This is a genomic window from Pseudomonas sp. MF6747 (assembly GCF_963890955.1).
Taxonomy (GTDB): domain Bacteria; phylum Pseudomonadota; class Gammaproteobacteria; order Pseudomonadales; family Pseudomonadaceae; genus Aquipseudomonas.
In genome coordinates this window covers 138,592-152,042 of sequence record NZ_CAWPSZ010000034.1, presented here as the reverse complement: position 1 = coordinate 152,042, position 13,451 = coordinate 138,592, and the positions used below count along the sequence as shown (strand labels likewise).

Sequence of the window (13,451 nt, the reverse complement as noted above, 5' to 3'; positions counted from 1 at the left end):
AGGGTTTTTTATTTGCCTGAAATTTGACCTTGATTTTACGCCAAGAACCTCATGGCAATGTAGATAATCCGTTTTTAAAAGTCACAGGGATTGACGTTAAGAAATACAGATACTTGTTTTTGAAAAGCTGAATGGTAAAATGAAAGAGACTAACAAACGTTTATTACATGAGAATACCCACGAACACCGGAAAGATTGAATTTGATACAACAACAGACAAGATAAAAAGCTTTGATGAATTCACTGAACTGTTGAAGGTTGTAGAAGCCGCTTCAATCATGGAGAAGAAAGCCAAGCCCGGAGACATACCGCTCATCATCAAAATTCTTGGCTTCATGCAAAAGGTCTACAAATGGAAATCCCCGGCTGAAAAAGCCCAAGCAGTAGCTTACTCAAAAGGGTTGGTGTATCCGATATCCACTCACCTCCCCGTCTACACGTCGATCTGCAGCTACAACCGTCAAGACCTTGCCCTAGCCGTCTCACACCTGTTTCATGACTACCTAGGCCACCAGCTTCTAGAAATCACTGACCTGACTGAACAAGGTGCTGTCTTCATTGCTTTTGACCTTTTAGAGCAGTTCGACCCTACGGCAATCCCTAACGACCTAGAAGCGAAAGCACGCGGCCAAAAGGGTGAATTTGTGAGGTTTGTGGGTAAGCCGATGGCCTTCTACAACGCCGTTGAGACGAAACGACCATTCCAGTATCAACAGCTACTGGGTAAGAACTACTACGAGAGCAAACGCTACAAACGCCTGCAGGAGCTTCTAGGCACACCAGCCGTGGCCGATGAGACGATATCCATTCCTACACCAGCCCTTCCCGCTTTTAACCCACCAGAAGAGCTTTTAAAGCCGGTTGAACAGGAACCAGCTCAGGAAGAAACGATTGTGCTGGAGGTTGAAGAAGTGGAAATCAGTGAAGACAGCTTCTTAGATGATTCATCGTTCATTGACGTAGATGAGAATGGTGTAGAGGTGATGGATATTGGTGACTATGAAGACGCACCAGAAGCTTCTGATGGGATGGATTGGATGGAGGATGTGGATGTGAAGACCAAGTGATGAACTATGGACATAAACAACAAGGGAGCTTATCAGGCTCCTTTGCTTTTCTTGTATTCCGCAATGTAATCAAATTCATCTGAAACAGAACTAAGGAATTTGAAGCGAAACTTATTTGTCTCAGGTGTGTAATACAGCTCTAAAATGTCCAAATCCGCTGGGGTTCTGTTGTGCTTCAAGCTAATCCTTTGAACCATTCCAGCTAAGCTTTCAACTGACATTTGCTCAGGGAATCTTTTTTCTTCATGCCCATGAGTCTGAATGTAGGTTGTGCGTAAACGCATCAGGTCAGGATTGAACAAGTAATGCTTTTGTTTAATCATACGAGTAAATATCTCGTAACCCTTCATCGAAAGCTCAATCTCAAACTCTACACTTCTTTCATTCGTTTTAAGTGTCAAAGGTATAGAGCTAATTTCAGTCATATCACACCAGCCGCTTTACAAAATGCTAATGCTATTGCAGTTATTATTACACCATAAGACAAAGCATATTTTTTGAATGGGTAGTAATAGTTAATAACAATACCCAAAATATACGTTGGTAAAATAGTTAAAGCGAATAGCAGTGAGAATGAATCGAGCAAAGACCAGCCCAATGAGAAACGAACATAGATAAAAGCGAAGCCTGATAAAAAATACCAGAATAGAAACTGTTTTGCTTGTGAGTTTAAGTTAGTCATAATGAATGTAGTTGTTGTTACTTTAATCGTATCATATATAAATACCTTAATCAAATTACAGGCATTAAAAAACCAGCTTCATGCTGGCTTCTTTTTTAACTGTCTCAACCTTCTCTTTAAATGAACCGCAATGATTACCCCATGAAATGCAAAACCCAAACTGACTGGAACTAATAAACCAACCATCCAGATACCGAATTGAGCAAATGATGAACCACTTAACCCAAAGCTGCCAACAGCAACGCTAATGATAAAACTCATAACACACAATCTAAACAAATCATTGACGCTTAATCTTTTCAAATGTTCAATTTTATCAATATTCATAAACTCACATAACTTATTCTTTCTTTCATTTTATCATGCCTTAGCATCAAAACAATAAGGCACAACAATTATCTCCCTAACTTACCTATGAAACCTTTTGCTTTAGACATTAACTGACCAATGGCATCATCATAAGAATCCGCTCTATAACAAAATTTGTTTATGGCCGCTTCTGTTGCTTTGAAAGAAGCCTTCATACCGATGAAGAAAGAAACCATGTAGCTGACTGAATAGATAAACACAAAGAACAAGGCTTTTAACGTCAATGTTGCTGTACCCGCATCACTATTCTCAATGGCGAAACCACCAAACAATTTACTGAGTAAAACACTAGCGATGAACATCAAAATCATCATAGTAGTAAGACCGATGATAGAGCCAATTGATACAAGTGGCATTCTCAACATAACATCAACCACACCATATTTCTTCATCATGTCTGTAAACGATTCACCATCGTCTCTGAACATTTTTTTGTAGGTACTCACCAGCAAGGCATAGCCAAACGTGAATGGCACTAGGAACGGCATCAACATGCCCACAGCAAAGAGCCTGAAGTAATCAATGAACATCACTCTAATCAAGAATAGCGTGGCGATACCTAGGGCACCTATGATACCCAACGCCGCCATACCGAAACCGTGCCAGAACCTAGCATTGCTGATGAAGTAAGGTCTGTTTGGGTCATTCTGGTCAGCAGATTCATATTTAGTCTTCCAATACGTCTCAGCCACAATAGCTATGGTATAGACAGAAGCAACGTAAGGAATAATTTCACGGCCAAGCTCAAAGACTGGTGTTACGAAGTTAGCCGTTGCAGATTTACAGAATCCGCTTTGTTTACAGTCTTTGTACTGCATACCAGCGTCAGTTAATGCACCACCCGCTACACCGTCCAACAAGGCTATCATTTCACTGTTGATATTTGATTGAGGCTTCAAGCTTCCATAATATTCATTCAAACCAAAGGTATTCTTTGAACCCTGACCATCAAAAATTGAAAGGTTGTCTTCTAGATTGAAAAATTGTTGAAGCTTACTTTTCTTGATTGCAACCTCATTCACCACTTCAAGGTCAATGGCTTTCATGGCGGTTGATTCATAGGCTTTCTTGTAGATTGAGCCTAATTGGAAGTTAGAGAACATGTCATCATACTTAACCGATTCAATCACTGATTTATCAACACTGTTGCCATTCTTCAACATTTCAGTGAATGAAGAAAAAGCTAGCTCATCAACCTGTTGCTGAATTTGACCCTGAACAACATCTATGTCTGCAATTTCTGAATTTTGTAAAGTCTTAACAAAACCATCAGCACTGATGTTGAATGAACCATCAGCCCTCATATCAACGCAACTTGAAATGTAATCCTTGATTAAATCCTTATCAACGTTATAAACGCTAGCACAGTTGTTGTTGATAATGCCGTATGCAATGTTTCTTAAAGCCGGTTGCATACTCATCATTTTCAACATGAGGATTGAGCTTTCGTTAGTTGTCTTCTTATCAGCGATATGACCTATCTTGTAGGTTTTATAACCTAGCTCTTCACCCGCACAATATTGAGTCTTTTCAATATCCCCAGCCTGATAGAACTTAACCGAGCTTTTACCAGACGGGGCTTTTTGCTCTTTGAGTAAGCAAGCAACAAATTCTTTATCTTTAAGCTTGATACCCTGATAGGTCACTTCAAGGTTGCCGGTTTCTACCAACATACCTTTACGAGCAACAATATCTTCAATATGCCATTCAATCATGCTGTAAACAGCCGCTTCACTGAATGTATCAGCATTTTTGTGTAATCTGGTTTCAACACCAGACAAGTCATTAACAAAGAATGAAAATATGTTGGTAGAGAAGAATATTGCGAATGCCATGATAAACATGATGACAAACAGAACTTTTATGAAAAAAGCAAAATGACCTGTAATTACTGCTATGCCTAGTATGAGAGAAACAGCGGCAAAAGGTAAAACGTTGGCACCAAGTACAACACCTTCACGGCTACCCCTGATGAGGGCCATCAATATCACACCACACAAGATGAGTCCGAAAGTCACTGATGAAATTCTGTTGACCACATGGTCAATCGCTTTGAATAACGCCGTTGCAGCGTCATCTTTGTATTCCAAATCTACAGTTGATGAAGTGAAATCCATCGTCATTAAATTAGTGACAAGGTTCACAGCGAAATCAATCTCAGCCTTGCCGACAAAGATTTTTATGAACTTAAACATTTGTGAGCTTTTATCATGCTCTTGAATGCATTCTGTGACTTCCATTTTACTTAATGCACCATTACCCGGCTGACAAGCAGAAGTTGCATCAGCAAAAGCCAGATTAGAAGCAAGCAAAGTGAATGTGAAAAACAGAATAGTGATTAGTTGTTTCATACGATATTATAATGTGTATATTTAGATTATATCATGTGAATGCCCTATGTCTAATTAAATAGTTAACAAGAATCCTGAAGCAAGTAGGTTATACAAAATAACACCCATTGCAATGAATACACATATCATGGATATACGTTTAATTATTCCTCTTTTGGTTTTCTTCATCAATTTTTGAATTTGACCGTAGGCTAATCTACCAGCCGTACCCGGTTGCATTTTCATCAATTTCTCATGACCAACTTCACCGACAGCGGTATACGCAACAGAGAACAAGAAAAATCTGTAACTCCTAATGCATTCATTCAATTCAGGGTCATTCAGCTCTCTCAATGCTTTTATCACATCAGAGAAACGTTTATCAGTGTTGAGCTTTTGGCGATAGAAGGTCTTTCTACTTCTTTCTCTTTTTATGGTCGGCCATAAATTATTATCAGTGATGAATTCAACCAGCTTGTAGAGGTTCTTTGTTTGACCACCAGCCACGGAAACAACATCACCAACCCAACCACCGAAGTAGAATAAAGCTAGTTCGTCATTCTTATGAACTGTACTAAGATTAAAATCTTTACCAGAATGCTCAAAATCAACAAAACAGGTGAAGTAGGCACACAACGATAGAATTTCAGGTCTAAGCTGTTCTTCTGTATAAATTACTTTGGTAAGGTTACTCATATTGAATACTGATGTTATATGATTACATATTACCACGCCTTAATACTTTAACAACCTTTCAAATACAAACAACCAGTGAAAAAATAAAGCCAGCATTTGCTGGCCTTATCTTATCTACCTTCTGTATTGGTAGGTGGTTTTGCGTCAGTAGGTGGTGTAGCAGGTGCGGTTGGTTTACCCCACAACTCTTTAACCTTTCCAACGGCTTTGTTTTTCATCGCTTCCATCGAACCGACAGCAGCTCTTTCACCAAGATAGGTGACAGCCAACGTTTCAAGGGTTCTGTTAGCAGCAGCTTCATCAAGAATGTTGCTGTCATTACCAACAATCACGTTCTTCATGCTCATGGTCAATCTAGGAATGGTCAAGAACAAGGTGTGTAGGAAAGCGTAGGTGAACAATACAACCACGATACCAGCCAACATACCGAACACCCCACCATCACCCGCTACGGACGTGTAGATAGCTCTGGACACGCTTGTAAAGGATAGATAGTAGATGAAGGTAAGCATGATGTAATGACCGATGAGGTAGAACAAAATACCTAACCAGCTACCAAAGATTTGCTTCAATCCAGTCAAAGCGTATCTTGGGTCACGTTTAAAGACGGCTTGTAAGATAGCCAAGTAAATCACAAGAACCATTTCAACAACTAACAACAAGCTTAATGCAGCAACCATTATCATTTGTATGGCGGGTAGAATTTGTAAGGCTAATGCCCATAGGCCAATCATGATAAAGATGTTCGCAAGCAAATCTAACGGCACTAACAATACATCAAGAGCAGCCATCGCCATTTGGAACAAGAAAGCAAATTTGCTAAGAACAGCAGAAGCCTTACCTAATTGCTTGCCAATCCATGAATCCCCACTGATACCAAACTTATTGATAATACTACCAATGTCGAATTGTTTAACAGCAGCAACAGCCGTGGTACCCATTTTGATGTATACACCCAACATGAGCGGGTCACTTCTGTAAATTGATGATACTGTTGCTGTACCTCTATTATCACATGCGAGGGCCATTGCATTACATTCCACAATACCTCTTGAAATCGTTTTGTCTTGTGATAAACCTAAGTCACCTTTGAAATTTGAAAACAAGGCAGAGTTACTTTGCATGATGTTGATGAGCGTATCACTGAATGACTCACCTTCTTCATTGAAGTTTTGAGCCTGTTGATACGTTGTGCTACTACCCGCTTTCGCTGGGTTAATGAGTGAATCGAAAATCAAAGGTTTGTAATCAGTGGTGATTTGTTTGTAGCCTTCATTGTTAGCAAGGTCTTTTGTTTCTCTTTCATCACCAAACAATTTGTTGAAGTCCACACCAACGCTGTAATCACCACCAGCCGCATAATCAACAACCAAACCATTTCTAACAGAGTCACCCATTCTTGCACTGTTATTCAACGCTTTACCGATGGCAGTTGCTGAAACACCAGCATGGATAAATCCAAGGTCTATATTTGAATACAATGCGTTCTTGTATGGATTGTTTGCTTGCATGAATTTCAACTGACCCAACAAGGCACCTTCTATGATGTTGCTGGTCAAGTTACTAACAGCAATACCACTGGCGGTTGTTCTGTCTTTGTAGAGCAACACATTAGCTTCATCAGTCTTAGCGTCAACACCCATGTACATAGCAACGCCACCTTTGAAGGTCACGCACTGGGTAGGTAAGGTAGCGGCAATTCTTCCAGCATCAAGCCAAGGCGTACCACCAGAAAGGATGTTAAAGCCGTTGATGTGAATGTCATCAATTTGCTTGTCATAGAAATTTGAGCAATTGTATTTTAAAGGATGGTTGCTCGCTTCCTGCATGTATTTCCATTTACCTTTCCAAGTCAACGCAGGGTTCAAACCTTGTGCAGAGTTTAAGAAAGTAGCACTGTATATCTTGTAGACCTTAGCGTTCGTATCGCTACCCAAGCCCTCAGACAAATACTTTTGTTTGATACGGCCCAAACCACTATCTAAACTATCAGCCACTTTCAAAACTATGTCAGTATCATAGAAGCTTTGTGCTTCAACGAATTTACCATCAGCCACCAATGACAAGGCCGCTGATTCGTATTGATTGAGTTTTGAATAGAAGTCATCAGCCGTGAAAACTTTCTGACCATCAGCTTGAGCTATCAAACGAACTTCATTAGTCAAGTCAGTGTCAGCTTCTTGCTCAATAGATGAATCAAGGTTAGTAGCACGGATAGGGAAAAGGATGCTGGCTCTACCATACTTGGCAGCATCATAGTTATCAAACTTTTCATTCCACACCATGTTGATTTGCTCAACGATACCGTTACGAATAACAGGAACCATGTTGAGCTTCACATTGTTCTCAATGTCGTTCACCACATCCTTCTTTGTCAAACCAGATGAGAAGAATCCGCTACGACCTAATTGATTGTTATGAGAAGCGATGATAGCAGTCTTAGTGACCGTCTCAGCTATACCATTCCAGATACCAATCTGTTCAGATGTGTTGTATTGCGTAAGCTTAGGTTGAACGTCAGCAACCACTGTTGTTATGTCAGGTGCGTGTTCAGCAATCGCCACGGTAAACGTCAAGCTAGCCCAGTTCAATATAGCGATGATAAGAAGCACGGCAACGGTGATTGCCGACAAGAAAATTTCAGGTTGAATGATTAACCCCACACCTAAAACCAACAACGTCAGTTTTAAGTTTTTGTTGTGTTGTTCTTTGATAGCAGCCTTGATAGCCGCACTATCCTTGTCGTTGTATTTAGAGTTCTTGCTTGCAGTCCACCAGAGGTTAAACAACCAAAGAATTGCAAAGCCGTACCCTATTGCACCACCTACCCTCAAATAAAGATTTTCAACCAACACACCCAGCAACCCACCACTGTTTTGAGCTAGGTCAGGATTGTAGAGAAGGTGATTAGCCAGCATCTTTGGAAGTGGAAGCTGAAGGCACGGGCCACAGATGGCACCGTTGAACCCGTTAATGTAGAAGTCCCTTTGAGGGATACTGAATTTAACCAAGTCAGTTGTATCAACCGGCTCAGACGACACACGGGCTTCAGCAGCCACTTCCATTGGTGTACGTTCAGCGTAGACACTACCAGAGAAGGCAAGTGTCATGACCAGCATTAGTTTAATTAACCATTTCATTGTTACCTCTTGTTGTATTTATTTTTTCTTGCTCAACGTCGAAACCAATTTCATTCAATAACCATTTAGTAGATTCACTATCTTCCTTGAATTTCTTCCAGCCTAATATGTTGCCTATTAACTTTAAAGGGGAGATAACAGAATATAAGAAATATGACACAATAGCACCCAATACACTGCTTTCAGTCTTGGGGTTTTGTTTATTGTGTTGGTCATTCATATATGATAAAGATGTTTATACTTTAATATTACCATGCGGTTAATTTATTGCAAATCAACCACACATTATAATGCTAAAATTTTATTGACCTAAGAACATCAAACCCCAGAAAAAAGCATTTGACCTGCAGCAAACTTATAACGGTAGACAAGCAACGGTAGACACATCATTTCTCAACGGTAGACACATGACGGTAGACACCATACGGTAGACACTATCTACAAGCTAAAGAAATCATTAAAGCAAGATGTATGTATTTGTCTACCGTCAAATAGTTTTCTGACGCCTTTCAGTTGTCTTGTATTTCAAGCTTAATTTGTATAGCAACATCACTAAATATTGCCTCACCTAACTATCAAATAATATCCACTTAATTGACTACCCTCATTAGTATGATAATATTTAAAGTATAGATAGAACTATTCTTTCTTATCATTTAACTAATAGGAGCTATAAATGACTACACCAATTATTTTGGCTGATGAAATCATCAACAAACTTTCCACCACTGGCGATTATGAATTGACCAGAAGCAAGACAAAATACGAGAAGCAAAAGCAAGATAATGAAAGACTTCTTGCAAAGCTTGAACAAGAAGAACGTGAGCTTAAATCTAACGCTTTTGATTTGCTTGATAATCCAGAAGCTCTTGAATCCGCTAAGGGGAAAATCAAGTCTAAGTCTTATGAGATTGAACAAGCTCGTTTGGACAGAGACACGTTCAAGATTGTGGTTAACCGCATCGACAAGCTGTTAGAAGAAATCGTTACCAAGAAGAACCATGAACAGATTTTGAAGTTTCTTAAATCACAAGGCTACACCACCTTGGAGCAGGTCAAAGCAGCTCTATCAAAGAACCACTAACAGAGGACTGGATGAACAGAGTTAAGGAGAAAAGAAACAAGAAGATTGAACTGAAGCTAAACCCTTCCTACGTCAACCTACTTAATGAAATTGCCTTCACATATGGTATCAATAACGTCAACACCCTTGTTGACATGATACTCAATGGTAAGGCTCTTACTCGTAATCAATCTGGCCGTGAATCCAAGAAGTTGATGAACAACATTGGTTCACAATCAACACAGTCAATCCAGATAGTCAAAGAAGTTTTGAAGAACGCCAATGAGAAGAAGTTACCGCTTGCTATTGCAGAAGTAGAAAAGGTTGAGAGAGGTTTCAAGAACATGAAAAAAGTAGCCACCGTTAACATTCTTACAACCTTTCAAGACCAAGTTGAAAATCTTGCAAAGTCGATAGGTTCTATCATCACTGGCAACGTTCGACATGAAGCTGATACGTCCAAAGAAGCTGAACGTTTCAAAAGGCGTCTCAGTGAAATTGATGTGAATGAAAGGCTACCCCGCAAGAGAAATTTCTACTCACGTCACACCAGCAGCGTCTATGCCAGCAACTTTAAAAACAATGGCGTCTTCCAAGCTGGTCAACGTCCTGATGCTTACAACCGTCGAGCATTAAAGCAGGCCATTCAAAGCAAGGTTGAGTTCTTGATTGAGCATGTCAACACGGAGCAATACAAACGTGCTGATGCGTTGCTGACTCAGTGGAACGAACTCAACCACGCTATCAACACCAGCTTGCTTGAAGGCAGCTCAACGGGCATCGAAGAACTATTTAAGGGGATTGTTTCTCTCAACAAAAAAGCTAACGAAATTAAAGGTACAACATGACAACAGCAGCAGCGATGGAAGCTGACCACGACAATAAACAGAAGATACAGAAAGCTAAGTTTGGAAAGAAATTCGTTTCCATGAGCCGTGAATTTATTCACACCAGAGAAGGTTTAAAAGGGTATATCAAGTATCTCATATCAGACTCAATATTCCTGAAAGAGCAAGGTATCGTTCAGCGTCTACCTACTGAGTTGACCAGTCTTGTTGCTCTACCCCACCCTCATAACTATTATGGACAACCAGAGTACGAGAAGAAACTAAATGAGTATAGCTACGCGGTAGCAGATGCATTGATTGAAATATGGGAAAAGAACGCCACGCCAGCAGAATTGAAGCAGTTAAAAAAGAACCAAAGCTTAAAAGGTTCTACATTAGCTGAACGTGCTGAAATCATGAAAGCTTATTATGTCTATGACCATTTCTTAACCCTTTCACCAGAAGAAGCTGGCAGGTTGACAGAGAAACAGCAGGTCAGATTACTTCTTGAAATGCGTATTGAATTCACGAAGCTATTCACCAGAGAGAAGGAAGACAATTACCCAACCTTTCCTGTACCGCACATAAAAATAGAGGATGGCGTATACAAGTCACACCTTCATATCCCTATGCTTAGCAAGTCGTATGATGGCAAGAACCTTGACCTGAATAATTCCAAGCTCAGAATGTTTTGGGCGTTGATTCATTTAGAGAACTCACCACAGTTCAATCAGTATCTTGACAAGACCAACACCCTTGCAGCTAAGGAACGTTTCATACCTACAAGCGAGAAAGAATATAAATCATTCCAAAGCGTGATGAACAAGATTTTCAAAAGTAGTGATTCAACCATTCAAAAAAGAATGATGGCCGAGTTAGGAGTTACGATTGTTCCTAATCCAAATTGGTTCAAGCCATTAGACCCAGCTCTTGAAGACGATGAAAATTCACCAGCCAGCTCTAAAGACAAATTGCTGGTCAAGTGGGGTGACAAGACATACAACCTTAAATACTGTGCTGGTTCAGGTAAATTCGGAAAGCAGACGTTAACCAGAGCTACAAACCTTTACCACTCTGAAAACCTTACCGCAGAAGCCAAGCTGCAGATGGCTGATGTGGTGGAGATTTTGAAGAACCCTGACCATCAGTCATTCACCGACCTGAACGCCGCCCTCGAGGCTCACAACGTCTTCTTGATACCCAACCTAACCAAGACTGGCACCGTGCAGGGATTTACTGTCTACCTAGCAGATACTGACACTGAGGTTTCCATGTCGAAGCTGGGCATTTCGTTCAAGAAAGACCTACCGATCGATCTCAACGACCCGGCCACCATCGACGCTATCCGTGCCGTGCGTGAAGCGAACCGTCACCGTAAGACCAAAGCCACCCGCAAGGACTCCGGCCTAGTGCCAGAGCCTGACATTGAGCTGTCTGGTACCCAGTGGAAGAAGGCTTTCAGCTACAAGAAGAAATTCATGTATGACTATGCTGGTATCCCTGAATATATGGCAGACAACGGGGGTCAGTTCGGCATCACCTTGAAGAATTACCTGACATATGACCGAGGCGTCTTCTATGACAAGCGTTTCAACCGTCAAGCCATAGTGGTAAAGGAATACACCAGCGACACCCTCAAAACCAGCTTGACCAGTGAAAGCCCAGCCGCCGCTAGGGCACTGGCTCAGATGTATTTAGAGAATGGGTACTCAACGGTAGTCATCACCAGTCAGGGAACCACCCGCAAGGCTCAAAACATCTGGCGTGAAGCTTCCATGCTTGGCTTGAAGGTCGAAGGGTACACCCCTACCCCTGATGATGAGCAGTGGTTGAAGATCGAGCTGCAGAAGAAAGCGTTGGCCGTGCGTGAAGCCAACCAACGAGCCATTACGGCTTACAAGTCAGCAGGTCATACCTTCGACATTAAGACCGTCTCAAACCAGTGGAAAAGCGTTGATAGAAGCCCTATCGCGTTCGCATTCGTGGACTTGCTCAAAGCTGGCCTAGATCCGCTAATGGTCATAGACCCTCCCAAGAAATCCAAGCACAAGGCCGACCCGGAAGACCTCAAAGCTCAATATGCTCAGATAGTGGAGCTGGTAAAGCTGGAATGCCCTACACGTCTTGAACAGGCTCTTAAACACCTTGATAAATTCAAGCCAGTGGAAATGGTCGAACCACCGAAAACGAAGCCAGAACCAGTGGTTGCGGTTGCTCCTACACCAGTCACACCACCAGCTCAACCGGCAGTAGCTTCAACACCTACACCACCGGCTACCCCAGCACCTGTTAAACCAGAGACGGAAGCTGACATTGTGAAACGTAACCTCGATGAAATCAGGGCCAGAGAACGAGCTGAACAAGAAAGGAAGGCACAAGCTGATGAGCTTAAAGCCACAAAACCTAAAACGAAGTAAAACAAAAACCCCATCAAGGGGTTTAGTTTATTTCTCTATCCATCACTCAAATGGATTATCTAACAATTCTATCAACACTGACTTTCTGTATTCTTCCATCAAGCGGTTGCTTGTCTCTCTATCAAAATCAGCTTCATCATAATTGCTGAATGGATTGTCTAATTCATAGTCATAATCAAACCCATCATCAAACCTTTCTAACGCCACCATCGACGCTATAAATTCTTTTTCTTCATTTGTTAGTATGCTTTCGTTGTTTGTGTTCATAATATTCAAAATTGTTAGTTACTATCATTCTACCAAAATCAAACTAGATTTCAATATTTGTAAAGCTAAATTATTGAACAAGGTTATTTATATGATATTATGGAATTATAACAACAGGAAATTAAATGAAGTTCACTAAGAAATACACACCAGACGTAGTAGATAAGCTGGTAGACATTGCTATTGATTTAACCTTTGAATTACCAGAAACCCACTTAAACAATCTGTTCAGCGTGGTCAACCTTGGCATGTATGACGCTTTACGCCATAGGGCAAAAGCTATCAGCCCTCGAAAGAAAGAAAAGATTGAAGCGTGTAATGAACTGTTCAAAGAACTTTACGAGCTTATCAAAGTAGACATTGAGGAATTCAGAAAATTGACAATTGAAGCAAAAACAGCAAGCTTCACTCAAAATAGAATTTTAGAGATAGACCCCTCTTCATACAACAAGAATGAAATGCTGATGACCTTTGACAAGAATAGCGTTGAAATGGATTACATCTATCTGACTCAACCAGTTAGGAAGAAGTTTAACGAAAAACACAAACAGATTATTCACAAAATTGAAAATCTATTGATTAACAACTAACAT

The 13,451-nt window shown here is 40.7% G+C and carries 11 protein-coding genes; 5 read left to right on the top strand and 6 right to left on the bottom strand.

Annotation, left to right across the window (positions count from 1 at the left end; all coding sequences use genetic code 11):
* Window positions 1-167: 167 nt before the first annotated feature.
* Entirely contained in the window at window positions 168-1,067 is a 900-nt protein-coding gene (locus AACW30_RS22850; RefSeq protein WP_200623484.1) for a hypothetical protein, read from the top strand.
* Between the two features lie 32 nt (window positions 1,068-1,099).
* Here the strand turns inward: AACW30_RS22850 and AACW30_RS22845 are convergent, their stop codons facing one another.
* From AACW30_RS22845 to AACW30_RS22825, 5 genes are all read right to left on the bottom strand, one after another.
* The gene (locus AACW30_RS22845) at window positions 1,100-1,492 is read right to left on the bottom strand and encodes a hypothetical protein (protein ID WP_200623483.1); all 393 of its coding nucleotides are present in this window, start codon (window positions 1,490-1,492) and stop codon (window positions 1,100-1,102) included.
* A 335-nt stretch (window positions 1,493-1,827) separates the two neighbouring features.
* Window positions 1,828-2,076 (bottom strand): hypothetical protein, encoded by a 249-nt coding sequence (locus AACW30_RS22840; protein WP_200623482.1) that lies wholly within the window; start codon window positions 2,074-2,076, stop codon window positions 1,828-1,830.
* A gap of 68 nt (window positions 2,077-2,144) precedes the next feature.
* On the bottom strand, window positions 2,145-4,469 hold the full coding sequence (locus AACW30_RS22835; protein WP_200623481.1) for a hypothetical protein: 2,325 nt from the start codon (window positions 4,467-4,469) through the stop codon (window positions 2,145-2,147).
* 54 nt (window positions 4,470-4,523) lie between these two features.
* Complete coding sequence (locus tag AACW30_RS22830) at window positions 4,524-5,144, bottom strand: hypothetical protein (protein WP_200623480.1); 621 nt, start codon at window positions 5,142-5,144, stop codon at window positions 4,524-4,526.
* 110 nt (window positions 5,145-5,254) lie between these two features.
* Window positions 5,255-8,284 (bottom strand): hypothetical protein, encoded by a 3,030-nt coding sequence (locus AACW30_RS22825; RefSeq protein ID WP_200623479.1) that lies wholly within the window; start codon window positions 8,282-8,284, stop codon window positions 5,255-5,257.
* 676 nt (window positions 8,285-8,960) lie between these two features.
* Between AACW30_RS22825 and AACW30_RS22820 the strand changes: the two genes are divergently transcribed.
* From AACW30_RS22820 to AACW30_RS22810, 3 genes are read left to right on the top strand one after another with little or no spacing between them, the layout of a single operon-like run.
* Window positions 8,961-9,368, top strand: coding sequence for a hypothetical protein (locus AACW30_RS22820; RefSeq protein WP_200623478.1), 408 nt, complete (start codon window positions 8,961-8,963; stop codon window positions 9,366-9,368).
* Between the two features lie 11 nt (window positions 9,369-9,379).
* On the top strand, window positions 9,380-10,195 hold the full coding sequence (locus tag AACW30_RS22815; RefSeq protein WP_200623476.1) for a hypothetical protein: 816 nt from the start codon (window positions 9,380-9,382) through the stop codon (window positions 10,193-10,195).
* On the top strand, window positions 10,192-12,591 hold the full coding sequence (locus AACW30_RS22810) for a hypothetical protein (RefSeq protein ID WP_200623475.1): 2,400 nt from the start codon (window positions 10,192-10,194) through the stop codon (window positions 12,589-12,591). The genes AACW30_RS22815 and AACW30_RS22810 overlap by 4 nt, the downstream gene beginning before the upstream one ends.
* Window positions 12,592-12,633: 42 nt before the next feature.
* Here the strand turns inward: AACW30_RS22810 and AACW30_RS22805 are convergent, their stop codons facing one another.
* Complete coding sequence (locus AACW30_RS22805; protein ID WP_200623474.1) at window positions 12,634-12,858, bottom strand: hypothetical protein; 225 nt, start codon at window positions 12,856-12,858, stop codon at window positions 12,634-12,636.
* Between the two features lie 125 nt (window positions 12,859-12,983).
* On the opposite strand from AACW30_RS22805, the gene AACW30_RS22800 reads away from it, so the two are divergent.
* Window positions 12,984-13,448, top strand: a complete 465-nt coding sequence (locus AACW30_RS22800; protein WP_200623473.1) for a hypothetical protein — start codon at window positions 12,984-12,986, stop codon at window positions 13,446-13,448.
* The last annotated feature ends 3 nt before the right edge of the window (window positions 13,449-13,451 follow it).